The organism is Rhodococcus rhodochrous (genome assembly GCF_014854695.1).
In the GTDB taxonomy this organism is placed as follows: Bacteria; Actinomycetota; Actinomycetes; order Mycobacteriales; family Mycobacteriaceae; genus Rhodococcus.
Window position 1 is genome coordinate 4277000 of sequence record NZ_CP027557.1, and the last position, 22893, is coordinate 4299892.

Genomic DNA, 22893 nt, shown 5'->3' on the forward strand with positions numbered 1-22893 from the left:
CCGTTCGCGTTTCCGATGTCCCCGAGTATGCCCACCGGACGCTCGTCGTCGGTCGAGACCGACGTTGTGTTCGAAACTCACGGAAAAATCGCGCACAACACCGGTCTCGACGAGTCACCCGAGGGCACCGGCGCGGTGCAACGCGCGTCGCACCCTTTCGACGAGGACCTGGGGTCGTCGGTACAGCAGGTCGGCGCCGACACGCACCACGGTCCAGCCCAGCTCCGACAGCAGCGCGTAACGGTCGATATCGATGGTGCGCTGCACCCGATCGGTCCAGTGCTGCGCGCCGTCGTACTCGACGAGGACCCTCCACTGCTTCCAGCCCATGTCCGCGCGTGCCACGAACCGCCCACCGTCGTAGATCTCGATCTGCGTCTCCGGCACGGGCAGACCGGATCGGACGATCAGCAACCGCGTGTGCGTCTCCGGTGGTGACGCGGCACCTCCGTCGACGAGTTCGAGAACCTTCCGGACGGACGCGAGGTGCCTAGCGCCCTTGTTCCGAGCGACCACCGCTTCGATCTCGTGGACCTTCGTTCCGGTCGCATTGCAGAGTGCGTCCACCATTTCGACGCACCGATCGAGGTCTGCACCGCGCGCGAGGTCGAAGGCCGTTCGGGCCGGTGTCGTCACCGTCATTCCGCCGACGACGCAGGATTCGATGTCGTCGACGCTGCGAACGCTGATGCCCGGCGTCGAGTGCAGCTTCCCGGGCCGCACGATCTCCGCGGGCAACGACGCGTCGAGCCAGCGCGTCCCGTGCACGGCGGCTGCGGACGGTCCGGCCAGTACCCCTCTACCTCCCGCCCACAGCCAGGCTGCCTTCGCGCGTAGAAGTGCGGTCGCTTCGACTCCCGGAGCAACGTACACATTGCGATGCAGCTTCACGAAGTGGTGCCGAAGTCGGTACCGCGTCACCGATCCGGCCGCCAGCGCATCGGTGCCGGCGAACGGTTCGTGGAAGTCGACCATGAGCGCGAGCGTGCCCGGTCTCCGGTCCCTCCGGTACCCCGAATCCGCCGTCTGTGGAGAACTTTCGACGTTATCCCCAGGCGCCCCGAAACGAGACCGGTGTTGTTGTCGATTTCTCGCGAGTTATCGACAACAACACCGGTCTCGACGAACGATCACGCGGCGCGGACCCGCGCCAATCCCCATTCGCGGGCCAGGAATTCATAGGAACGCAGGCGGTCCTCGTGGCCGTGGGTGACCGAGGTGACGACGAGTTCGTCGGCGTCCGTCACTCGGCGGAGGGTGTCGAGTCGCTCCGCCACCGTACTCGGCGACCCCACGAACTGGGTGACGATGCGGTCGTCGACGAGGGCCCGTTCCTCGTCGGCCAGAGGCGGGGTGGTGTCCGGGTTCGGGTACGGGATCGCGCCCTGGCCCGAGCGGATGCTGTGCGTCCAGTGCCCGTAGGTCGACGCCAGTTCGCGTGCGGTGGCGTCGTCGTCGGCGACCACCGCGTCGGCCGAGACCACCACGTAGGGCTTCCTCAGGATCGACGACGGACGGAACGCCGCCCGGTACGCCTCGACCGCTTCGACGGTCGTGCCCGGGCTGACGTGGTAGTTCGCGCCGAACGGCAACCCCAGGCGACCCGCGAGTTCCGCCGAGGGTCCGGCACTCGAACCGAACACCCACAGTTCGAGATCGGCGCCTTCTCCCGGACTGGCATGCAGCTCCGTTCCGTCCGGTGCTGTGTAGGTGCCGTCCAGGAAGGCGAGGATGTCCTCGACCTGCTGCGCGAAGTCCGGCGACTGCGCACCGGGTTGCTGCAGGATGCCGAAGCTCGCGGCCAACCGGGACGACGACAGCAGCTTCGCCGGCGAGAACGGCGGCGGGATGATCAGTCCGTCGCGGATCTCCGTCGCCCGCGGAGCGGGTTCGGGAGCCGCCCCCGCCAATGCTTCCGCTCGTCGCTGCCCCGACCTGCCGAGACCGAGATCGATGCGCCCTGGGTACAGGGCGTCGAGGGTGCCGAAGGATTCGACGACGCCGATCGCTGTGTTGTGTCCGAGCTGAACCGCGGCGGCACCGACACGGATGGTGCGGGTCGCGGCGGCGATCGCGCCGATGAGCACGTCGGGTGCCGACGACGCGACGGCGACGAAGTGGTGCTCGGCGACCCAGTACCTTTTGTATCCCCACGCTTCGACGTGGCGCGCCAGGTCGAGGGTGTTGCGCAGTGCCTCCGGCACCGAGGATCCCTCGCTGACCGGCGAGAGGTCCAGCACGGACAGCGGGACCGGATTCACCGCGTTCACGACGACTCCCCGACACGCGGAGTGCGTTCACCGGCTTCGACGGCGAACGGAAGGCGGTTCTGCGGCGGAGCGATCGGGCATGTCGCCGCGTCGGTGAACGCGCACGGCAGGTTCGCGGCGCGGGTGAAGTCGAGCGTGACGGTCCCGTCCTCGGCCGTCGCCTCGACCTGCAGGATCCGTGCGGCCGGATAGGTCGTCACCCCGCTCGTCGCGTCGGTGAACAGGATCCGCAGCGGACCACCGGCTTCCCCGAAGGTGACGAGTTCGTGTTCGGCACCGTCGTATTCGAACCGGATCGCACCCGCCGCCGGGTGGTGGTGTTCGAGCCCGTCGACGACTGCGCCCGTCGTCACGACCTGCTGTTCGTCGAATGCTTCGAAACGGCCGGTCAGTACCCAGGACGGGTCGGGTTCGTAGGCCGGGACGCCGGTGAACGACGCGAGCGCCGGTGCCGTGCGATCGTGGATACGGATCCCGAATCGTCCGGTGCGCTTGATGATCTCGACGAAGCCGCGATCGAACTCCGCTTCGAGACCGGGCGCCCCCTCGACCGGCTCGTAGGTGGTTGTCTCCCCGTCGAATTCGTGGAACACCGATTCGCCGTCGACGTGCCACGGGCCCGGCGCTTCGTCGAAGGAGGTGGGAGTCTCGTCGAGCCAGTGCAGCGCGGTCAGGCTCAGCCAGCCGAGCGGCTGCCGCAGGCCGTCGTTGCGCTCGGCATGCCACCGCTCTGGATGGTCGCGGCTCGAGCTACGGAGTGCGGCGCGTCGCGGACAGGCTTTCTCTCACCGTGGCGGAAATACCGGCCCTCGTCGAGACCGACGTAGTTGTCGACGTGGTGCCCCGACATCGACAACAAGGTCGGTTTCGGCACGCCGTAGACTCGCCTCGGTGACCCCGCTCGAACTCTTCCTCGTCGCATTGGCCGGGCTCGGCGCCGGAGCGATCAACTCCCTCGTCGGATCCGGCACCCTCATCACCTTCCCGACGCTCGTCGCGTTCGGTGTACCCCCGGTGACCGCGACGATGTCCAACGCGATCGGCCTCGTCGCGGGAGGCGTGTCGGGCACCTGGGGGTATCGGCGCGAACTGCGCGGGCAATGGGAACGGTTGCGATGGCAGATCCCCGCGTCGTTCTGCGGGGCACTGGTCGGAGCGTGGCTTCTGCTCCACCTACCGGAGACCGTCTTCGAGACGGTCGTGCCGATCCTGCTCCTCCTCGCCCTCACCCTCGTCGTGTTCCAGCCGAAGATCCAAGCCTGGGTGGCGCGCAGGACGGGAGGCGACGCGGACGGCCGGCTCGGACCGGTGCGGATGACACTGCTCGTCGTCGGCACCTTCGCCGTCGGCATCTACGGCGGCTACTTCACGGCGGCACAGGGCATTCTGCTCATGGGCCTGTTCGGAGCGTTGCTGCACGACCACATCCAGCGACAGAACGCGGCGAAGAACCTCCTGTCGCTGGTCGTGAACGTCGTGGCCGCATGCGCGTACATCCTGGTGGCGTTCGACCGGATCGACTGGACCGTGGCCGCACTGATCGCCGTGGGCTCTTTGATCGGTGGCTATCTCGGCTCCCACTACGGCCGACGCCTGTCGCCGGTGGCGCTGCGTGCGGTGATCGTCGTGGTCGGGTTGATCGGCCTGTACCGACTGCTCGCCTGACGGGCTATTCGCCGGAGGCCGATTCGGCCTGGGTCGTCTCCGGCATTGTGACCACCACTTCTTCCTCGGTTGCGTCCGGCTCCGTGACAGCCGTGCTCGGCGCCACGGGGGCCACCGAAGTCGCAGCGGACTGCATCGCAGGAAGGTCGAAGATCCACCCCGCGGTTCCACTCGGGCGCAGCATCACGGACGTACCACCGTTGGCGACGCCGAATTCGACCCATCCCGAATACGTCTCACCCGGTTCGAAGGTCGACGGCAACGACGCACCGGTGTCGCACTCACTACCTGCGGAGGTGACGGGTGCGGTTCCCCCGTCGGCGAGGACCTCCCGGAAGTCGCGAGAGCGCAGGCCGGACAGAGGGTTCTCGAGGTCGCCCGAGACCGTGACCTGCAGACGCACTGCGACTCCGCATCCAGCGGTGTGAGTGACGTCCTTGATGGTGACGGTGGCGAGATGCGCGCCCCCCGGAGTGACGATCGGGAACTCCGAATACTGCCGGACCATCATAGGCGAGGTCGGTCCGGACGATACAGGGGTCGGGATCGCCGTTTCCTCGACCGGAGGATTCACAATGGGGACAGATGGCTTCGAGACAGGTGCGCCGGACGACTCGGTGTCATCTGGTTGGTCGCTGTCATTCCGTACTCCGGTGGCATCGGATGCGATGGGCGACTTGTCGCCATCCAAGGACACGACTTCCTCGGCGGGAGGTGCTGCATCCCCGACTTCCGGCCCCTCGGTCGGTTCGGACGCGGAACCCTCAACCTCGGAGGCCGATGAATCCGTCGATTTCGCGGCATCGGGAGTCACGGACTGCGAGTCGTCGGCGTCGGTGGCGCGGTCGTCGCCGTCCGTATGGATCCTGTCGGTCGCCTCCGTTTCGGGCAGAAGATCCGCCTCGCCGACGATGCCCTCATCGATCAAGGATTCGATCGGTGTCAGGGTGCACACCGGTTCATTCTCTCGATCACCGAGTTCGGCCTGGAACTCGCCGGCCGGTTCCTCGACTTCGGGATCGAGTTCGTGGTCTCGGGGCGCAGCTTCCTCCACCGGTTCCGTCGCGCAGCCGTCCGTGGAGGGAGGAGCCTCGATCGGCATCAGCAACGTGCGAAGGGCAGAGAGTGTGGACCACGGTGAGACGGTCGGTGTATTCGTTCCGACACCGCATTCGGAGTGTGCCAGATTCAGCGACACCGTCCAGACAGGAGTGCTGCTCAAGGATGACAAATATTCCGAGAGGGTGAGACGAATCGAGGACACAGCCCGGGTCGCGTTCGTGGATGCGGTGACTTCCCACGTACCGCGCAAACGGATGTCACTCAGTAAAAGACGAACGTCGAAATCCTTCCTACCCGAAGCCGGTGGATAGGCATCGTGCCCGGGACCGATGCTCCGGTTCGCAATACTCAGACCGGACACCGAGGGTGCCGCCGCGTTGAGTCCGTACGGGTTGCCGGCGCGACATGTGACACTCGTGTCGACGGATGAAATGAACAAGCGGTTATCCGCATTACCCTGCCAACTCCCTAGACGGACATCTGTAGCACCGGCTCGAGCCTCGCCGAGAAGAGTTCCGTCAGACACGCCTGCACAAGAACGATCCGGATAGGCACCATAGGAAGCGCATCCACGAACCGGAGGCCCGGAAAGACCGTTGCCGATCCACAACTCCGGCAGGACCGTACCCGAACGGTTGAAAGGAAGATTCGACAGGGACAGCTGTTCTGTCCCTCTATTGCTCAGATCCTTTGTAACGGTTCGGGTAGCGAGTTCCCCTGCCGCATAGTCCCTCGGATACAGACCGGACACGGAAGCCGTCTGGGCACGCGCATAGCCCTGGGGAACGAGAGCACCGTCCCCGAGACCGAAACGTATGCTGCTGAGCACACGATCGTTCCACGAAGCCAGGGTCGGACCGACGAACCCGTTGTTGAACAGCGTGACGGACACGACGGACAGCATGCCCACCACAACCATAAGAAGTCGAAGCCTCTGGGAGTTCGTCATTCTCGGTCTTTCTCCTCGTCGAACTCGTCCCGTCGCGGCCAGAAAGCCCACAGAACCAGGGCCGCCGCACCCAGGGTCAGCCCGCCGAGAATCAGGGGATCCGAGAACCAGACGATCACCGACGCCGCGCCGGGCAGCGACCACAGCACCTTCCGTACCTCGGTCACACGGTAGGGGCCCGGATCAGGATTGGGGTTGGCGTCACCCTGCATCTCGATGAGCGCTTCACCGGGGCGTTGAGGGTATACAGCGATCACCCGGTGAGTGACGGGGAGCTCGCCCTCTTCGCGATCGACTGTGACGACATCACCCACTCGGATCTCGTCGGCCGAGATGCGCTGCACTACCGACATCGAGCCCTGCGGAATGGTCGGTGACATCGAACCGGTCTTGAACAGGATCAACGAGATGTTGAAGAAGAACGCGGCGATCACCAGGCCGATGCACAACACTCCTCCTGCGGCGAGCAGATTGAGAAGCGAATTCTCGATCCGCGAACCGAGGGATCGGCGAGATCCATTCTTTTTCGGCAATGTGTGCACCACGAGTTGACCACTCTTCCTCGAAGCTTCCAGGGGTATGTGTCGCCCGACAGGCCGCCGGGCGACGCGGGGCGCAGATAGGGACTACGGGGTGGCCACAGGCTCAGCGCTGACAGCCTGGAATTCCCATGCCGCCGAGACGCTCTTGCTCAGAGTGCTGGGATTGAGGTTGTTCGGAAGGGTCACGGCGAAGCAGAGCCACCGCTCCGTGCCCTTCGGTACGGTCAGATTTGCGAAGGTTCCGTTCGAGACGGTCGCGCCGGCGGAGGTGAGCACGGCACCGGTCTGCTGCGTGTCCGTGCATGCCCCCTTGGTCGCCCCCATATCGGTGACCTTCAACAGGAGCGTCTCGTCGAGGTTGCTCTTGGAGACGCCGTCGGCTGCACCGGCCGGATCGGTCGCCCTCTGCAGAGACACGATTGCGTCGAGGTTGCTTCCGGTCTCCCTCAGCCCCACCACGGATGCGACGGTCTGCCCCGGAGCCAGGTTGTCGAATCCGGGCGTGAAGATCATCGACCCACCGGGATTCTCGATGTACTCGTTGAAGCCACCGCCGAAGTCACCCTGCACGTTCCACGTATTGGCACCCGTGCCGAACTCTGCGTTACCCCACACCGAGTCGTTCCACGTAGCGAGGGTCACTGCCGCACCCACGCCGAGAACGAGGCCGGAGGCCAGGATCGCACGAACCTTGCGACGCTTCTGTGCCTTGTTGTCGGCGTTGTCGATCGTCATGACTCACTCCTCTGGGCAATCTGCGTGCCCACTCGTGTCGCTTGTCGCCCCGGCCCCTCGACCCTTCCCGAATCAGGCATGGGGCTACCGCACGACCGAATATCGAATTTCGATCGAGTGGGGTTCTGCGGGTTATTGCTGGTTTGTTTTCCGCCCGTTGCATCGGACTTACCCGGAAGTATGTTACTGACAAGTAGGGGATTTCAAGCTGTGTGATTCGGATCATCCTGGACGGTCGTCTTTACTGTTTACGCAGTTCACGTGTAGTAATTGAAACTTCACCCGTGATTTCACCCCTATGAAGCTGGACAACCGTCCACTTCAGGGGATCGCTACACGGTGGCAGCAAAAAGTCCTCAAGCGGACATTGAAGACAATAATTCCATCACTGAAATTATGTGTAACGAGAAAGAACAGAAATCAATTCGACTTCAGAGAAATGGGAATTCCCGCCACTACAAGAATCGCCGACTCACCGGCCTCGGCGACCCGCGCATTGAGCCGACCCAGCAGGTCCCGAAACAACCGCCCCGACGCGCTCGCCGGCACCACACCGCTGCCCACCTCATTGCTGACGGCGACCACGGGAACCCGGGCCTGTCGCCACGCATCGAGGAGATCCTCGATGTCGGCATGGACCGCAGCGGGATCTCCCGTATTCCACACGTCGTGAAGGTCGAGTCGTGCAGTGAGCCAGGTTCCGAGACAGTCGACGAGCAGAGGTTCGTCCGCATCCCTCAGTACCTTCGCCACATCCGATGTCTCGATCGTCGACCACGAGTCCGGTCGTCTCTCCCGGTGCAGCGCAACACGTTCCGCCCATTCGGCGTCACCTTCACGCGTCCCGCCGGTGGCGACGTAGGTGACGGACGGATACGACGCGAGCAGTTCCTCGGCGTGCCGCGACTTGCCCGACCGCACTCCCCCGAGCACCAATGTCCGATGCGGCACGACCGGCGGCTCTTCACCCACGTGGATCACCTCACCGTCACGACCCGGACGAGCATTCAACTGCTGCAGACGATTCCGCAGATCGTCGATGGGCGGATTGTGGTGCCCCAGATGCACCGCGACCACGTCGGTGTTCTCGGTGACGGCACCGGCCCCGCGCAGACCATCCACCATCGCGCCGAACTCGGGCAGACCGAGGTGGCCTTCGGACAGTTCGGAACGGTCGCCGAAGGTCTCTTCCAGGAAGACCGCGTCGAACCGGGCGTCACGCAGGGTCTCGAACCACTCGGTGGGCCACATCCCGGTGTCGCACGCCCACAACAACCGCGACCCGCCGGGACCCGTCACGTCGTACAGCACCGCATCTCCGTCACGGAACACCTTGTGCCGTGCGGGAAGAACACGCACCGAGTACTCGCCGACGGTGAGCGAGTCCCCCGCCTCGACCGGCACGAAGCGCACCGGGTCGTCCGGACCCACCCACGGCCGGCAGGTGTCGAGCGCATCGGCGGAACCGATCACGTCGAGTTCCACGCCGGCGGCGACCCACGCTCGGAACAGCAGTGCCTGCGGACCGAGATGATCGGCATGGGCGTGGGTCAGGAGAATGTGGCGCACCTTCGCCAGCGACCTGCCGTGTCGCACGGCCGCCCGGGGCGCCTCGGGTCCACAGTCGAGCATGAGCACGTCGTCGACGAGTGCCGCGGTCTGCCCGCGGATCTCACCGCGACGCGCGGCGTCCGCGCAGGATGCACACGTGCAGAACGGATTCGGCCACCCGTCCGCCGCGCCGGCCCCCAGGAGTACGACCTCCATCAGCAGTCCTTCGTACTGTCGCGGAGCGGGAGTACGGCGCGACCCGCCGGACGGTCGAGGATCTCGACGCGGGCACCGTAGACCTGTGCGATGCGGTCGGCGGTGAGCACGTCATCGGGGGCTCCGTCGGCGACGACGTGTCCGCGATCGAGGAGCACGAGTCGTTCCCCGTACTGCGCGGCGGAGGTCAGATCGTGCATCGCGGCGATGACGGTGAGGTCGCCTTCGGTGCGCATCGAGTCGACGAGTTCGAGTACCTGCTGCTGGTGCCCGATGTCGAGTGCGCTCGTGGGTTCGTCGAGAAGCAGCACCCGCGGTTGCTGGGCGAGAGCGCGCGCGAGCACGACGCGCTGCAGCTCACCGCCGGACAGTTCGGTCGCGAGGCGCGGGGCGAACGCTTCGAGCTCGAGTCGTTCGACGACGCGGTCCACCACCTCGCGGTCGTGTGCGGTCTCGGAACCGAAGCGCGGGATGTGCGGGGTGCGGCCGAGGTGGATCAGTTCCCGGACGGTGACGCCTTCCGGCACCACCGGGCGTTGCGGCATCAGCGCGACCGCGCGTGCCATGTCCCGGCGTCCGGCGCGCCCCGGCGCGATGTCGGCGACCTGCAGGTGACCGGTGGCCGGCACGAGACCGGCGAGGACGTGGAGAAGAGTGGTCTTGCCCGATCCGTTGGGTCCGACCAGCGACACCCAGGATCCCGCGGTGACGTTCAGGTCGACCCCGTGCAGCACCTCGACGCCGCCGCGTTCGGCGCTGAGCTGACGGCACGAGACCGTCGTGGTCGGGGTGGTGAGAACATCGCTTTTCATCGGACACCTCGGCTCCGCCTGAGCACGACGAGGAAGAAGGGCGCCCCGATCGCCGCGGTGACGACACCGATCGGCAGTTCGGCGGGCGACATGACGGTGCGGGCCAGGACGTCCGCGAGGACGAGGAAGGACGCACCCACCAGCAGTGACAGCGGCAGCAGGAGACGGTGACCCGGTCCGACGAGCAGCCGGACCGCATGGGGAACGACGATGCCGACGAACCCGATGAGTCCGCTGGCCGAGACCACTGCGGCGGTTCCGAGCGTCGCGACGCACACGAGCAGCAGCCGCACGCGCGCCGGATTGATCCCGAGGCTCGCGGCTTCGACGTCGCCGACCGCCATGACATCGAGTGTGCGCCGATGCAGCGCGATGATCGCGACGGTGACCACGACGTAGGGCAGGACCACGACGACGTCGGACCAGCCGTCGGTGGACAGGCGGCCGAGCATCCACGAGTACACCTGCCGAAGCGTGTCGTCGTGCAGCTGCATGAAGAACGTCTGGATCGCGTTGGCGAAGGCCGCGACGGCGACACCGGCGAGAATGATGACGACTTCCGAGCGGCTGCCACCGACGGTGCGGCCGAGCGAGTACGTCGCGCCGACGGCGAGTAGTCCCCCGGCGAAAGCCGCGATCGGAACGCCTGCGAAGCCGGCGGCGCCGCCCACGACGATGGCGAGGGTGGCACCGAGACCGGCGCCGCTGGAGACCCCGAGGAGATAGGGGTCGGCGAGCGGATTGCGGAAAACTCCCTGGTAGGCCGCACCGGCGATGGCCAGCATCGCCCCGACCAGCACCCCGAGCACGACGCGCGGCATCCGGATGTTCCACAGGATCGCCTGCTGACGCGTGCTCAAGCCGGAGTCGACGTCGACGAGCGGCAGGCGGTCGGCGATGTCGAGCAGCACCCCGCCCGGGGTGAGACCGGCGGGTCCGACGAGGATCCCGACCAGCATCGCGGCGAACAGGGCGAGCACCGCGCCGGTCAGCACGAGCACGTTGCGCGGCAGTACCCGCGCACCACCGGGTGGCAGTGCGCGGGTATGGCCTCGCGACAGGGAGATCAAGGCGTGGGCTGGGCCGCGGGGATGGTGCCGACGATCCGGGCGACCTCACGCATCAGGTCCACGACGCGCGGCCCCCAGCGACTGGCGATGTCCTCGTCGAGGACGTAGACGCGGCCGTCCCGGACAGCGGTGAGTTCGCCCCATCCGGCACGCTCCGCGACGACCTCGGGTGTGACGCCGCAGCACTGGCCGTCGGCCAGGAAGATCACGTCGGGGTTCTGTTCGAGGACGTACTCGGCGGACAGCTGCGGGTAGCCGTCGCCGCCGGTCGCGATCGAGGTCAGCCCCAGCATCGAGTAGATCTCGCCGATGTAGGTGTCGTCGGTGACGGTGTAGAAGGTGTTGTCGAGCTCGTGGTAGTAGCTCAGCGGGGTCTCCCGTTCGGGGAGGCCGGCAAGGATCTCGTCGATGTCCGTCTTCATCTGCGCGACGAGCTCGGCGGCGTCGCCGACGTGTCCGGTCACGGCTCCCAGTTGCTCGATCTGGGCGTAGGTGTCGTCCAGGTTCTCGGCCGCGGGAAGGATCAGCGTCTCGACGCCGGCCTGCTCGAGCCCGGCGACGAGATCGGCGGTGTCGGCATTGGCGACGACGAGGTCGGGTTCGTATCCGAGGATCGCCTCGACGTTGGGGGTGTACCCCGACAGGTCGGTGACCGGCGCGTCGGTCGGGTAATCGGACCGGTCGTCGACCGCGACGACCTGATCACCGGCACCGACGGCGTAGAGCATCTCCGTGCTGGTGGGGCTCAACGACACGATGGCCTGGGGGACGTCCGCGGAGGTGGTGTCGGTGTCACCGGACGGTGACGAATCGTCGCTGCTCGAGCATCCTGCGGCGAGGAGCGCGAAGGCGGTCAGTCCGGCGGCGAGCAGCCGTCGGTGATTGTCGAGGGGCACAGCCATCCTCCGTTGTTCGGAGGACGAAAACAGTACGGCTGCAACGGTGCGGTTGCGGCACGTCACCGTCCTTCGTCCGAGGACCAGTACGTACGGACCCTCCGCGCCGGCTGACCTGGCTCACCCGGAAGTCGGGCTCACAGTTGCGGGACAGCGCCGGATTCTCACCGGCTTCACCGAAAACGCAGCGGGTGCCCTACCGGATCGGCAGGACACCCGCAGCGTAGCTCACGGCGTCCCAGGTCAGGACAGCGCCTGCTGGAGATCCTCGAGCAGGTCCTCGGGATCCTCGAGGCCCACGGACAGTCGCACCACACCGTCGGACAGACCGATCGCGGCCCGGCCCTCCGGTCCCATCGCCCGGTGGGTGGTGGTCGCCGGGTGGGTGATGAGCGACTTGGAGTCGCCGAGATTGTTGGAGATGTCGACGATGCGCAGCTTGTTCAGCAGCTCGAAGGCACGCTTCTTGCCCTCGCCCTCGGGGGCGTCGAGCTCGAACGTGATGATCGTGCCGCCGCCGCTCATCTGCGACTTCGCGAGTTCGTACTGCGGGTGCGATTCGAGATACGGGTACTTGACCCAGCGCACGGCATCCTGCGTTTCGAGGAACTGCGCGATGCGCAGCGCCGAATCGACGGAGGCGCGCAACCGCACCGGCATGGTCTCGAGGCCCTTGAGCAGCGTCCACGCGTTGAACGGGCTCAACGACGGCCCGGTGTGGCGGATGAGCTGCTGCACGGGCCCGTCGATGTAGTCCTCGGGACCGAGGATCGCTCCGCCGAGCACGCGGCCTTGGCCGTCGATGTGCTTGGTGCCCGAGTAGACGACGATGTCGGCACCGAGATCGATGCTGCGCTGCAGCAGCGGGGTGGCGAAGACGTTGTCCAGCACCACCTTCGCGCCCGCCGCGTGCGCCATCTCGGAGACGCGTCGCACGTCGACGAGGGTCTGCATCGGGTTCGACGGGGTCTCGAAGAAGACCGCCGTGGTGGGCACCGACAGCGCCTTCTCCCACTGGTCGAGATCCTCGCCGTCGACGAACACCGTCTCGACACCCCAGCGGGGCAGGATCTCGTTGCACACGACGAAGCACGAACCGAAGAGGCTGCGTGCCGCGACGAGGCGGTCGCCCTTGCCGAGCAGCGCGGCGAGCGCGGTGAACACCGCGGACATGCCGGACGCGGTGGCGTAGGCACCCCCGGCACCGTCGAGCAGGCGCAAGCGCTCCTCGAACATCTTCACCGTGGGATTGCCGTAGCGGGAGTAGACGAAGTGGTCGACGTCGCCGGTGAAGGCGGCTTCGGCGGCCTCGGCCGACTCGTAGACGAACCCGGAGTTGAGGTAGAGCGCCTCGGAGGTCTCCTCGAAACCGGATCGGAGCAGGCCGCCGCGCACGCCGAGCGTGGCGGGGCGAACGGTGTCGGGCAGTGCCTTGTCGAACGCGCCGCCCTGGGGGATGGAACTCACGACTGCCTCCACGGCAGGCCCGCGGCCCGCCAGCCCTCGGCACCGCGATGGCCTTCGCCGTCGAGAGCGCCTTCGAATCCTTCGAGAACGTTGTAGGCGGGGGTCAGGCCCGCAGCGGTGGCGGCCGTGGCCGCTCCGATGGAGCGCTGCCCCGAGCGACACAGGAAGATCACCGGTCCGCCGCCGATACCCGCTGCCCTCAGGTCCTCGACGAAGCTCGGGTTGGGGGCGCCGTCGGGGTAACGAACCCACTCGACGAACACGGTCCGGCGACCGAGCGACGAGGTCTCGGGGACCCCGACGTATTTCCACTCGGCTTCGGTACGCACATCGACGAGCACGGCATCCGGATCACCTTGCAGCAGGTCCCATGCCTGCTGCGGCGTTATATCACCTGCGTAGCTCACCCGGACATGTTTTCACAGGTCGGGCTGTGACGTACACGCGGGCACCGCGTCGTATACGCACGGCGACGCGTCAGAACCGGCAGATCCGCCACACGTCGTCGATGCGGACGACCTGCCACGTCTCGGTTTGCGTCTCCCCGTCGAGGCCGGTCCGGACGTCGACGGTGGCCCGATCGCCGTCCACGGCAATGTTCTGCGTGGCCTGCAGCTCCACCCGTCCCTCGACGTCCGCGAGCGGCGCTTCTTCGGCGGGCAGATCGCTGCAGCGCAGCCGGTCGAGGATCGGTCCGTCGTTCTCGTTGTGCGCGGAGACGTAGTCGGTGACGGCACGACGGACCATCTCGTCCTCGGTGAGGTCGTCGCCCGCCGGGGAGAAGAGCTGTGCACCGAAGACGACGAGGACGAGAACCACCAGGACGGCGAGGGCTCCGAGGAAAGGCCCTATGCTGCTACTGGTGGGACCGTCGGGATCCGGGCCGGGATCGGGTTCGGGTTCGGGGGCTCCGCGCTTGGCCATGCGCCCGATCCTAATGGGCGCGAGGTCGCGGCCCGTCACGGCCGCATTTGCCCTAAAAACCCTCTCGAGGTAGGAATTGTGGCATGGCCACCACGCAGCTCGTTCGACGCCTCGCCGTCGACCTGTGTCGTATGGGTGCCCACATGTGTTGTCGCTGAAGCGATTCGCTCGACGGCTCGATTCATCCTCCTTCGCCGTCATCCCCGCGCGACCTGCGCCGAGCCCACTGAGGGCAGCCTTAATTTAAGCTGGATATGTCCGTCCGCACACCGAAGAGGTAGTTGATCCCCTGATGACCGATCAGACTCGTCCCCTTCGCGTCGCGATCGTCGGTGCCGGCCCTGCCGGTATCTACGCCGCCGACGCACTCATGAAGTCCGACACTGCGCAGGATCCCGGGGTCAGCATCGACCTGTTCGAGCGCATGCCGGCGCCGTTCGGTCTGATCCGCTACGGTGTCGCGCCCGACCATCCGCGCATCAAGGGCATCATCACCGCCCTGCACAAGGTGCTCGACAAGCCGCAGATCCGCTTGCTCGGCAATCTCGACTACGGCAGCGACTTCAACCTCGACGACCTGCAGCGTTTCTACGATGCGGTGATCTTCTCGACCGGCGCGAACGCGGACCGCGCGCTGAACATCCCCGGCATCGACCTCGACGGCAGCTACGGTGCCGCCGACTTCGTGTCCTGGTACGACGGGCACCCCGACGTGCCGCGCAGCTGGCCGCTCGAGGCAGAGAAGGTCGCCGTCCTCGGTGTCGGCAATGTCGCTCTCGACGTCGCCCGGGTGCTCGCCAAGACCGGCGACGAGCTGCTGCCGACGGAGATCCCGCCGAACGTCTACGAGGGCCTGAAGAACAACAAGGCCGTCGAGGTGCACGTCTTCGGGCGCCGCGGTCCGGCGCAGGCCAAGTTCACCCCGCTCGAGCTGCGCGAACTCGACCACTCCCCGACCATCGAGGTCATCGTCGACCCGGAGGACATCGACTACGACGAGGGCTCCGAGCAGGCGCGCCGTAACTCCAAGCAGGTCGACATGGTCGCCAACACCCTGCAGGACTGGGCGATCCGCGATGTGGGCAACCGCCCGCACAAGCTGTTCCTGCACTTCTTCGAGTCCCCGCACGAGATCCTCGGTGAGGACGGCAAGGTCGTCGGTCTGCGCACCGAGCGCACCGAGCTCGACGGCACCGGCAACGTGCGCGGCACCGGCAAGTTCAACGACTGGGAGGTCCAGGCGGTCTACCGCGCGGTCGGTTACCTGTCGCAGAACATCGCCAAGCTGCCCTTCGACGAGCAGGCCGGCACCGTGCCGAACGAGGCCGGGCGGGTGCTCGCCGACGAGACCGCCGAGGGCCCGGACCGGTTCATGCCGCACACCTACGTCACCGGCTGGATCAAGCGCGGTCCCGTGGGCCTGATCGGTCACACCAAGGGCGATGCGAACGAGACCGTCGCGAATCTGCTCGAGGACCGGGCCGCCGGTCGTCTGAACACCCCCGAGGATCCGTCCGAGGACGCGATCGTGAAATTCCTCGAGGACAAGCAGCTGCCGTACACCACCTGGCAGGGCTGGTACCGCCTCGACGCGCACGAGCGCAGCCTCGGTGAGGCCGAGGGCCGCGAACGCGTCAAGGTCGTCGAGCGCGAGGACATGTTCCGCGCCAGCGAGCCGCACAAGGCCTGATCCGCGTCCGAGGTGATCAGCGCCTGACCTGTACGAACGAGGAGGGATCCATCCGCACGGATGGGTCCCTCCTCACATTCCGGGTCTGCTCGGCTTTCCGGGTGCGCTCAGGTGAACAGGACGGCGCCCAGCCATACCGACGCCGCGACGAGCCCACCGAACAGTTCGACGAGGATCGACAACGCGACCGCCTTGGTCGCCGCGACCGTCGAGACCCACGCGTCGCGGTGGGTGCGGTGCCGCTGCACCTCCGACAGGTACATGCCGAGCAGGAAGCCCAGGAACAGCCCGACGACGGGGACGACGAAGAATCCGACGATGCCGAGCAGGCCGGCGAGGATCAACGAGCGGTTCGGCACCCCGGCCTGCTGCAGTCGCTTGCCGGGCCAGGTGTACTTCACGATGCCGGTGACCAGCAGCGCCACCGTCGCCACGCCCAGCACGATCCATGCGGTGGTGCCTCCCGTGAGGAACGCCCACACGGCGATCGCGCCGAAGATCAGCAGGACGCCGGGCAGGATCGGCAGCACGATCCCGAGCAGGCCCACGAGGATCGCCAGCCCGACGAGCAGTTCGCCGCCGGCACTCACGGCGCCACCGGGCGGGTCGAGCGGACGGAAGACAGCGGAGTACCGGGACGCAGTGGCAGCATGGTGGGACTATATGTGCCACCGGTCCACGCCCCCGGGAGGACGCGATGAGCAGTACCAGGCCTCACAGCAGCCCGAAGAGTGCATCGGACGCCGCATCGCCCGCGGTGCGCGGCGACGTCCGGTACTTCACGACGCCCGGTGTCGATCCCGCCGAGACGGTGGAGTGGCAGCGACGCGACGCGCGAATCGTCCATCACGGCACCGGACGTGTCGTCTTCGAACAGACGGACGTGGAGTTCCCCGCCTTCTGGTCGCAGAACGCCACCGACATCGTCACGCAGAAGTACTTCCGCGGGCAGCTCGGGCATCCCGATCGTGAGCACTCGCTGCGCGACGTGATCGCGCGCATCGTCGACACGATCACGGCGTGGGGGCACACCGACGGTCATCTCGACGATCCGGAGGCGTTCGCCGCCGAGCTGACCTATCTGCTGATCCACCAGCGGGCCTCGTTCAACAGTCCCGTCTGGTTCAACATCGGGGTGCCGAACACTCCGCAGCAGGCCAGCGCGTGTTTCATCCTGTCGGTCGACGACAGCATCGACTCGATCCTCGAGTGGTACCGGCAGGAAGCGGTGATCTTCAAGGGCGGGTCGGGTGCCGGGGTGAACCTCTCCCGGATCCGCTCGTCGGCCGAACCGCTGACCGGTGGCGGAAGCGCGTCGGGTCCGGTGAGCTTCATGCGCGGCGCCGACGCGTCGGCCGGCACCATCAAGTCCGGCGGCAAGACCCGGCGGGCCGCGAAGATGGTGATCCTCGACGTCGACCATCCCGACATCGAGGAGTTCGTCGACTGCAAGGCGATCGAGGAGCGCAAGGCGCGGGTGCTCGCCGAGGCCGGTTTCGACATGGGTCTCGACGGCACCGACATCCATTCGGTGCAGTACCAGAACGCGAACAACTCGGTGCGCGTGACCGACGAGTTCATGCACGCGGTGGTGGCCGACGCCGAGTGGCCGCTGCGTACCGTGACGACCGGCGAGACGGTCCGGACGGTCCGCGCGCGAGAGTTGTTGCAGCGCATCGCCGCCGCCACCTGGGAGTGCGCCGACCCGGGCATCCAGTACGACACGACGATCAATACCTGGCACACCGCCTCGGCGACCGGCCGGATCAACGCGTCGAACCCCTGCTCGGAGTACATGCATCTCGACGATTCGGCCTGCAACCTCGCGAGCCTGAATCTGCTCACCTTCCTGCGCGAGGACGGCACCTTCGACGTCGACGGTTTCCGTCACGCCGTGGCGGTGATGCTCACCGCGCAGGAGATCCTCGTCGGCCGCGCCGACTACCCCACCGAGCGGATCGGTGAGACGTCGCGGCGGTTCCGGCAGCTCGGGCTCGGTTACGCCAATCTCGGTGCGCTGCTCATGGCTTCGGGTCTGCCCTACGACAGCGAGGCCGGACGCGCGACGGCTGCGGCGATCACCGCCCTGATGACCGGTCACGCCTACGCCGTGTCGGCGGACATGGCACGGCGTCTCGGACCGTTCGACGGGTTCGACGAGAACCGCGCGCCGATGCTCGACGTGCTGGGCAAGCATCGCGGTGCGCTCGACGACATCGACGCCGACCTCGCGCCGGCCGACGTGCTCGATGCGGCACGACAGGCGTGGGACCGCGCGGTGGCCGACGGCACCGCCCACGGTGTGCGCAACAGCCAGGTCAGTGTGCTCGCGCCGACCGGCACGATCGGGCTCGCGATGGATTGCGACACCACCGGGATCGAACCGGATCTGGCGTTGGTGAAGACCAAGAAGCTCGTCGGCGGCGGCAGCCTCACGATCGTCAATCGCAGTGTGCCGCGCGCACTGTCGCGTCTGGGTTACGGCCCGTCGGAGGTCGCCGACATCGTGGCGCACCTCGATCTGCACCACGATCTCGCCGGTGCGCCACACGTGCGCGACGAGCACGCACCGGTGTTCGCGACCTCCATGGGCGACAACGTCATCTCGCCGCGCGGCCACGTCGCGATGATGGCCGCGGTACAGCCCTTCCTGTCGGGTGCGATCTCCAAGACGGTGAACCTGCCCGAGTCCGCGACCGTCGACGACATCGCCGACATGTACGTCGACGCGTGGCGTCTCGGTGTGAAGGCGCTCGCGATCTACCGTGACAACTGCAAACTGGGACAACCGTTGTCGACGTCGTCGCGTCCTGCCGTCGCAGAAGCGGCAGTTCCGGCCGCGGCGCCTCGTCGTGAGCGGCTCCCGCGCACCCGTAATTCGCGGACGTTCGAGTTCCGGGTGGCCGACTGCAAGGGCTTCTTCACGATCGGCGAGTACGACGACGGGCGTCCCGGCGAGATGTTCCTGCGCGTGTCGAAGCAGGGCTCGACATTGGCCGGCATCATGGATGCCTTCTCGATGTCGGTCAGTTACGGTCTGCAGTACGGGGTTCCGTTGCGCACCTTCGTCCGGGCCTTCACGAGTACACGCTTCGAACCGGCCGGGATCACCGACGATCCGGATCTGCGGATCGCCACGTCGATCCTCGACTACATCTTCCGGCGACTCGCGGTCGACTATCTCGAGCCCGACGAGCGAGCGGAGCTGGGCATCCTCACCGTCGCCGAACGTTCGGTGCCCGACACCCCGACGCTTACGCCGTACACGAGCACGCCGCCGGTGCGTGAGCCCGATCCACCGACGCCCGCGCCTCACAACACGAGCAGTGCGAGCACGTCCTCCCCGGGTGGTCTCGCAGCTCCGTCGCCGTCGAATCCGGACGCGCCGTACTGCATGCAGTGCGGAGTGAAGATGCAGCGGGCCGGGTCGTGCCACGCGTGTCCGTCCTGTGGGAACACCAGCGGCTGCAGCTGAGGTGATGCGTCCATACTGGCGCGATGGTCCTGGGAGTCGACACCGAACTGACATTGACGGCCGCGGGTGCGGTCTTCCTCCTCGCGCTCGGTCTCGGCGTGTGGAAGTACCGGCAGATGGCGACGTCCGACGACCACCTCGCGCACCCGTACGTCGACATCGCCCACCGGTCGGCGCTGATGTACTCCTTCGCGACGCTGCTGGTCGCGGTGTTCGTCGAGTTCAGCGCGTGGCCCACCGCGGTGAACCTCGCCGCGGCCGCGGTGATCGTGGTGTTCTTCGTCGGCGCGATCGCGAGCTATGTCGTGCACGGCGCGCTGCGCGACACCACGAATCAGTTCGCGCATCCTGTGCGTGGGACGGGCCTGGCGATGGCCGCACTGATCGTCGGTGAGATGGGTGGCTTCGCGGTGTTGTTCGCAGGCTTCCTGTGGGGTGCCTTCGGGAGGTGAGGCCGCGTCAGGTGCGGTGTTCGAGCAACGACAGAACGTTGCCGTGCGGGTCGCGGAACCACGCGACCCGCATGCCGTCGGGCGCGGTCCACGCATCGTGGTCGTCCTGATCCATGCCGTTGTAGCGCACGAACTCCACCCCGTGCTCGCGCAGTCGTTCGACGATGCCGTCCAGATCGGATACCCGCCAGCCCAGCACGGTGTAGCCGGTCTCCTCGCGTGACTGCACGAGGGTCACCCGGATCGGCGCACCGTCGCCTCCGTCGAGGACGAGTGCGAAGGGGTCGCGGGAGAGCTTCCGAAAGCGCAGGGTGTCGACGTAGAACATCTCCGAGACGTCGAGGTCGGTGCTCGGGATGAAGCTCACGAGTTGGCCGGTGATCGTCATACGTCCACTGTGCGCCGGAGCGCCCGAGCGCGACAGCGGATTCGGCGGATTCACGCCCCCACCTCCGCGTTCCGGCGACTAGGCTCTCGATCATGAGCACCTCGGAGATCGCCACGGTCCTGGCCTGGCACGACGCCGTGAACAGCAACGACATCGACACCCTCGTGCAGTTGTCGAGCGACGACATCGTGCTGCCCACCCCCGACGACGATCCCGACCAAGGACTCGACGAGCTGCGCGAGTGGGCGACGACGGCGGGCGTCACGCTGCAGCCGGGCCGCATGTTCGTCCACCGGGGCGTCGTGGTGGTCGAGGAGACGGCGACCTGGGCGTCCGATCCGGGTCCTCGTGAGGAGGCGATCGCCTTCCGGGTGGTCGACGACCAGGTGGTCACCGTCGTCCGGCACACCGATCTCGCGGAGGCCTTCGAGGCGACCGGACTGAGCGAGGCGGACCTGTACGAGGAGTGATCCGCTCCGCGTGACCGGAACCATATTCTGAACGCTCGCTAAGGTACTCTCCGTTTCGACAGTCCCTACGTATCGGAGTGAGGTTCGTCGAGTGTCCGCTGAAGCTGTTGAGAAGAAGGGTCCGCTCGCGGGTGTCCGCGTCGTCGAGTTCAAGGGTCTCGGTCCCGGCCCGCACGCCGCGACGCTGCTCGCCGATCTCGGCGCCGATGTCGTCATCGTGCAGCGCCCCGGCGAGATCCCGCAGGAGGGACAGCGCGATCCGATTCAGCGCAACCGTCGCATCGTCGAGGCCAACCTCAAGGATCCCGCCGACATCGAGAAGGTCCTGACCCTGCTCGAGCGCGCCGACGTCCTCATCGAGGGCTTCCGTCCCGGCGTCACCGAACGGCTCGGCCTCGGGCCGGATGTGGTCCTCGAGCGCAACCCGCGCATCGTCTACGGCCGCATGACCGGCTGGGGCCAGGAGGGCCCGCTCGCCAACGCGGCCGGCCACGACATCAACTACATCTCGTTGACCGGCGTCCTGCACGCCATCGGCCGCCAGGGTGAGCGTCCGGTGCCGCCGCTGAACATGGTCGGCGACTTCGGTGGCGGGTCGATGTTCCTCGTGTTCGGCATCCTGTCCGCCCTCGTCGAGCGTCAGACCTCCGGAAAGGGCCAGGTCGTGGACGCGGCGATGGTCGACGGCGCCCTCGCTCTCTCGCACATGATGTGGGCGTTCCGCGGTCGCGGCGCGTGGTCGGACGAGCGCGGCGTCAACATGCTCGATACCGGCGCCCCGTTCTACGAGGTCTACGAGACCAAGGACGGCAAGTACATGGCCGTCGGGTCCATCGAGCCGCAGTTCTACGCGCTGCTGCTGCAGGGCCTCGAGCTCGATCCGGCCGACCTGCCGCACCAGCTCGATACCTCCCGCTGGGCGGAGATGAAGAAGATCTTCACCGACAAGTTCCTGTCGAAGACCCGCGACGAGTGGACCGAGATCTTCCTCGGTACCGATGCCTGCGTCTCCCCGGTCCTCACCTGGGCCGAGGCGGAGAAGAACGAGCATCTCGTCGCACGCGGGTCGCTGATCGAGATCGACGGCGTCGTGCAGCACGCACCGGCGCCGCGCTTCTCCCGCACCCCTGCCGGCGAGCCGGTCGGTCCGGCGGCCGAGGCCACCGACATCGACACCCTCTGGGTCTGATCCCCCCGTTCCGGGCCCGGGATCGTAACGGTGTTCCACCGATACGGTTCCGGGCCCGTCCCATCTGCGGGAAAGCCACCGATCGCGCCGGGATCGGTGTGCTATCAACACCGTCATGAGTGACGGGGTGGGAGCCGCGATCCATCGATCGGCGGCCACGGCACGAGCACGAGCGCGTACCGCGGTCCCGGGGCGTGTCCCGGAGGTGCTCGACGTCCGCAGCAAGGACGGCACCCGCATCCACACCGAGGCCTACGGGCCCGCCGACGCTCCGACGATCGTCCTGACGCACGGCATTCTGTGCGAACTCGGATTCTGGCGCAACCAGATTCGTGATCTGAGCGACGACTACCGGGTGGTCGCCTTCGATCACCGCGGTCACGGACGCAGCCAGGCCGCCCCTGCCCGGGCGTACACGATGGACCATCTCGCCGACGATCTCCACGCCGTGCTGGACGCGGCCGCACCCGACGGCCGGCCCGTCGTGGTCGCCGGGCACTCCATGGGCGGCATCGCCGTGATGGCCTGGGCCGAGCGGTATCCGCGCGACGTCGACGCACGGGTGTCGGCCGCGGGCCTGGTCAACACCACACCCGGCGAAATCTTCGACAACGTGCAGTTCCTGCGCGGACCGCAGAGCCTGACGAAGGTGCGGCGCCGCGTCGCGCAGACCGTCGTCCCGCTGGCACGGATGCCGCTCCCCCAGCGGATGCCGCTGCGCAGGCACCTGCTCTCCCGCGTCGCCGTCGGGACGGGTGCGGCCGCGACGATCACCGCGGACGTCGACCGCATGCTCGGCCACACCTCGGCACGCGGTCGCGGCGGCTACGGCCGGCTGCTGGTGAACATGATCGACACCGTCGACCCCTCCGCGATCACCGCGCCCACCCTGGTGATCGCGGGCAGCCACGACCGAATCTCACCGCCGGGCCGATCGGAGTGGATCGCCGAGCGCCTGCCGAACCTGCTCGAACTGCGCACCTTCGACAGCGGGCACTGCGGCCCCCTCGAGCGTCCCCGCGAGGTGTCGGCGGCGCTGCGCGAGCTCATCGAGATGTCCTGACGGACAG

Annotated in this window: 22 protein-coding genes, 2 pseudogenes and 1 riboswitch; of the genes and pseudogenes, 7 read left to right on the forward strand and 17 right to left on the reverse strand. The window is 67.1% G+C overall.

Features of this window, described 5'->3' with window-relative positions:
• Positions 1 to 114 precede the first annotated feature (114 nt).
• The 4 genes and pseudogenes from C6Y44_RS19745 to C6Y44_RS19760 form a co-directional block, all read right to left on the reverse strand.
• A complete protein-coding gene (locus C6Y44_RS19745) occupies positions 115 to 975 on the reverse strand; it encodes a DUF559 domain-containing protein (RefSeq protein WP_159417669.1) in 861 nt (286 codons plus the stop codon).
• 155 nt (positions 976 to 1130) lie between these two features.
• On the reverse strand, positions 1131 to 2270 hold the full coding sequence (locus tag C6Y44_RS19750; RefSeq protein ID WP_159417668.1) for an LLM class flavin-dependent oxidoreductase: 1140 nt from the start codon (positions 2268 to 2270) through the stop codon (positions 1131 to 1133).
• Positions 2267 to 2995, reverse strand: a pseudogene (locus tag C6Y44_RS19755) (DUF1684 domain-containing protein); the annotation flags it as partial. The pseudogene C6Y44_RS19755 and the gene C6Y44_RS19750, both read right to left, overlap by 4 nt.
• The gene (locus C6Y44_RS19760; protein WP_192378515.1) at positions 2947 to 3144 is read right to left on the reverse strand and encodes a hypothetical protein; all 198 of its coding nucleotides are present in this window, start codon (positions 3142 to 3144) and stop codon (positions 2947 to 2949) included. The pseudogene C6Y44_RS19755 and the gene C6Y44_RS19760, both read right to left, overlap by 49 nt.
• 17 nt (positions 3145 to 3161) lie before the next feature.
• Here C6Y44_RS19760 and C6Y44_RS19765 point away from each other — a divergent pair, with 17 nt between their 5' ends.
• Entirely contained in the window at positions 3162 to 3935 is a 774-nt protein-coding gene (locus C6Y44_RS19765; RefSeq protein WP_159417667.1) for a sulfite exporter TauE/SafE family protein, read from the forward strand.
• Positions 3936 to 3939: 4 nt separating this feature from the next.
• Here the strand turns inward: C6Y44_RS19765 and C6Y44_RS19770 are convergent, their stop codons facing one another.
• The 11 genes and pseudogenes from C6Y44_RS19770 to C6Y44_RS19815 all read right to left on the reverse strand — a co-directional run bounded on the left by C6Y44_RS19770 (position 3940) and on the right by C6Y44_RS19815 (position 14159).
• Positions 3940 to 5946, reverse strand: a complete 2007-nt coding sequence (locus C6Y44_RS19770; protein WP_159417666.1) for a hypothetical protein — start codon at positions 5944 to 5946, stop codon at positions 3940 to 3942.
• Positions 5943 to 6491, reverse strand: coding sequence for a signal peptidase I (locus tag C6Y44_RS19775; RefSeq protein WP_254072934.1), 549 nt, complete (start codon positions 6489 to 6491; stop codon positions 5943 to 5945). Before C6Y44_RS19775 ends, C6Y44_RS19770 begins: the two co-directional genes overlap by 4 nt.
• Before the next feature lie 81 nt (positions 6492 to 6572).
• On the reverse strand, positions 6573 to 7223 hold the full coding sequence (locus C6Y44_RS19780) for a SipW-dependent-type signal peptide-containing protein (protein ID WP_159417665.1): 651 nt from the start codon (positions 7221 to 7223) through the stop codon (positions 6573 to 6575).
• A gap of 420 nt (positions 7224 to 7643) precedes the next feature.
• Positions 7644 to 8348: a bifunctional adenosylcobinamide kinase/adenosylcobinamide-phosphate guanylyltransferase gene (cobU, locus tag C6Y44_RS28465; RefSeq protein WP_404817806.1), complete on the reverse strand. Its 705-nt coding sequence runs from the start codon at positions 8346 to 8348 to the stop codon at positions 7644 to 7646.
• Positions 8340 to 8990 (reverse strand): annotated as a pseudogene (locus C6Y44_RS28470) (MBL fold metallo-hydrolase); the annotation flags it as partial. The pseudogene C6Y44_RS28470 and the gene cobU, both read right to left, overlap by 9 nt.
• Positions 8990 to 9802: an ABC transporter ATP-binding protein gene (locus C6Y44_RS19790; RefSeq protein WP_159417663.1), complete on the reverse strand. Its 813-nt coding sequence runs from the start codon at positions 9800 to 9802 to the stop codon at positions 8990 to 8992. The pseudogene C6Y44_RS28470 and the gene C6Y44_RS19790, both read right to left, overlap by 1 nt.
• Entirely contained in the window at positions 9799 to 10761 is a 963-nt protein-coding gene (locus C6Y44_RS19795; RefSeq protein WP_225623838.1) for a FecCD family ABC transporter permease, read from the reverse strand. Before C6Y44_RS19795 ends, C6Y44_RS19790 begins: the two co-directional genes overlap by 4 nt.
• 107 nt (positions 10762 to 10868) lie before the next feature.
• Entirely contained in the window at positions 10869 to 11774 is a 906-nt protein-coding gene (locus C6Y44_RS19800) for an ABC transporter substrate-binding protein (RefSeq protein ID WP_174246995.1), read from the reverse strand.
• Between the two features lie 81 nt (positions 11775 to 11855).
• Positions 11856 to 11971, reverse strand: a riboswitch (cobalamin riboswitch).
• Between the two features lie 40 nt (positions 11972 to 12011).
• Positions 12012 to 13235, reverse strand: coding sequence for an O-succinylhomoserine sulfhydrylase (locus C6Y44_RS19805; protein WP_085469169.1), 1224 nt, complete (start codon positions 13233 to 13235; stop codon positions 12012 to 12014).
• Complete coding sequence (locus C6Y44_RS19810) at positions 13232 to 13642, reverse strand: rhodanese-like domain-containing protein (RefSeq protein ID WP_172415055.1); 411 nt, start codon at positions 13640 to 13642, stop codon at positions 13232 to 13234. The genes C6Y44_RS19805 and C6Y44_RS19810 overlap by 4 nt, the downstream gene beginning before the upstream one ends.
• Before the next feature lie 70 nt (positions 13643 to 13712).
• Positions 13713 to 14159: an Rv0361 family membrane protein gene (locus C6Y44_RS19815; protein WP_006552930.1), complete on the reverse strand. Its 447-nt coding sequence runs from the start codon at positions 14157 to 14159 to the stop codon at positions 13713 to 13715.
• A 292-nt stretch (positions 14160 to 14451) separates the two neighbouring features.
• Here C6Y44_RS19815 and C6Y44_RS19820 point away from each other — a divergent pair, with 292 nt between their 5' ends.
• Positions 14452 to 15849 carry an FAD-dependent oxidoreductase gene (locus C6Y44_RS19820; protein WP_159417661.1) on the forward strand — a complete coding sequence of 466 codons (1398 nt, stop codon included), beginning with the start codon at positions 14452 to 14454 and terminating at the stop codon, positions 15847 to 15849.
• Positions 15850 to 15956: 107 nt separating this feature from the next.
• Here the strand turns inward: C6Y44_RS19820 and C6Y44_RS19825 are convergent, their stop codons facing one another.
• On the reverse strand, positions 15957 to 16439 hold the full coding sequence (locus tag C6Y44_RS19825; RefSeq protein WP_145692381.1) for a DUF456 domain-containing protein: 483 nt from the start codon (positions 16437 to 16439) through the stop codon (positions 15957 to 15959).
• Positions 16440 to 16546: 107 nt separating this feature from the next.
• Between C6Y44_RS19825 and C6Y44_RS19830 the strand changes: the two genes are divergently transcribed.
• Both C6Y44_RS19830 and C6Y44_RS19835 read left to right on the forward strand, forming a co-directional pair.
• The gene (locus tag C6Y44_RS19830; protein WP_225623611.1) at positions 16547 to 19324 is read left to right on the forward strand and encodes a vitamin B12-dependent ribonucleotide reductase; all 2778 of its coding nucleotides are present in this window, start codon (positions 16547 to 16549) and stop codon (positions 19322 to 19324) included.
• A 23-nt stretch (positions 19325 to 19347) separates the two neighbouring features.
• Positions 19348 to 19776: a hypothetical protein gene (locus C6Y44_RS19835; protein WP_159417660.1), complete on the forward strand. Its 429-nt coding sequence runs from the start codon at positions 19348 to 19350 to the stop codon at positions 19774 to 19776.
• A gap of 7 nt (positions 19777 to 19783) precedes the next feature.
• Here the strand turns inward: C6Y44_RS19835 and C6Y44_RS19840 are convergent, their stop codons facing one another.
• A complete protein-coding gene (locus tag C6Y44_RS19840; RefSeq protein ID WP_060650850.1) occupies positions 19784 to 20164 on the reverse strand; it encodes a VOC family protein in 381 nt (126 codons plus the stop codon).
• Positions 20165 to 20256: 92 nt separating this feature from the next.
• On the opposite strand from C6Y44_RS19840, the gene C6Y44_RS19845 reads away from it, so the two are divergent.
• The 3 genes from C6Y44_RS19845 to C6Y44_RS19855 all read left to right on the forward strand — a co-directional run bounded on the left by C6Y44_RS19845 (position 20257) and on the right by C6Y44_RS19855 (position 22886).
• Positions 20257 to 20634: a nuclear transport factor 2 family protein gene (locus C6Y44_RS19845; protein WP_059384530.1), complete on the forward strand. Its 378-nt coding sequence runs from the start codon at positions 20257 to 20259 to the stop codon at positions 20632 to 20634.
• 91 nt (positions 20635 to 20725) lie between these two features.
• On the forward strand, positions 20726 to 21823 hold the full coding sequence (locus tag C6Y44_RS19850; protein ID WP_088899374.1) for a CaiB/BaiF CoA transferase family protein: 1098 nt from the start codon (positions 20726 to 20728) through the stop codon (positions 21821 to 21823).
• 115 nt (positions 21824 to 21938) lie between these two features.
• Positions 21939 to 22886, forward strand: coding sequence for an alpha/beta fold hydrolase (locus C6Y44_RS19855; RefSeq protein ID WP_159417659.1), 948 nt, complete (start codon positions 21939 to 21941; stop codon positions 22884 to 22886).
• Positions 22887 to 22893 lie beyond the last annotated feature (7 nt).

What these genes read in the sequence shown, in the direction of transcription:
- C6Y44_RS19745 (WP_159417669.1), bottom strand. Translation starts at nt 975, where the DNA reads ATGGTCGACTTCCACGAACCGTTCGCCGGCACCGATGCGCTGGCGGCC.
- C6Y44_RS19770 (WP_159417666.1), bottom strand. Translation starts at nt 5,946, where the DNA reads ATGACGAACTCCCAGAGGCTTCGACTTCTTATGGTTGTGGTGGGCATG.
- C6Y44_RS19780 (WP_159417665.1), bottom strand. Translation starts at nt 7,223, where the DNA reads ATGACGATCGACAACGCCGACAACAAGGCACAGAAGCGTCGCAAGGTT.
- cobU (WP_404817806.1), bottom strand. Translation starts at nt 8,348, where the DNA reads ATGGTGGATGGTCTGCGCGGGGCCGGTGCCGTCACCGAGAACACCGAC.
- C6Y44_RS19790 (WP_159417663.1), bottom strand. Translation starts at nt 9,802, where the DNA reads ATGAAAAGCGATGTTCTCACCACCCCGACCACGACGGTCTCGTGCCGT.
- C6Y44_RS19795 (WP_225623838.1), bottom strand. Translation starts at nt 10,761, where the DNA reads ATGCTGGTCGGGATCCTCGTCGGACCCGCCGGTCTCACCCCGGGCGGG.
- C6Y44_RS19800 (WP_174246995.1), bottom strand. Translation starts at nt 11,774, where the DNA reads ATGGCTGTGCCCCTCGACAATCACCGACGGCTGCTCGCCGCCGGACTG.
- C6Y44_RS19815 (WP_006552930.1), bottom strand. Translation starts at nt 14,159, where the DNA reads ATGGCCAAGCGCGGAGCCCCCGAACCCGAACCCGATCCCGGCCCGGAT.
- C6Y44_RS19820 (WP_159417661.1), top strand. Translation starts at nt 14,452, where the DNA reads ATGACCGATCAGACTCGTCCCCTTCGCGTCGCGATCGTCGGTGCCGGC.
- C6Y44_RS19830 (WP_225623611.1), top strand. Translation starts at nt 16,547, where the DNA reads ATGAGCAGTACCAGGCCTCACAGCAGCCCGAAGAGTGCATCGGACGCC.
- C6Y44_RS19835 (WP_159417660.1), top strand. Translation starts at nt 19,348, where the DNA reads ATGGTCCTGGGAGTCGACACCGAACTGACATTGACGGCCGCGGGTGCG.
- C6Y44_RS19840 (WP_060650850.1), bottom strand. Translation starts at nt 20,164, where the DNA reads ATGACGATCACCGGCCAACTCGTGAGCTTCATCCCGAGCACCGACCTC.
- C6Y44_RS19845 (WP_059384530.1), top strand. Translation starts at nt 20,257, where the DNA reads ATGAGCACCTCGGAGATCGCCACGGTCCTGGCCTGGCACGACGCCGTG.
- C6Y44_RS19855 (WP_159417659.1), top strand. Translation starts at nt 21,939, where the DNA reads ATGAGTGACGGGGTGGGAGCCGCGATCCATCGATCGGCGGCCACGGCA.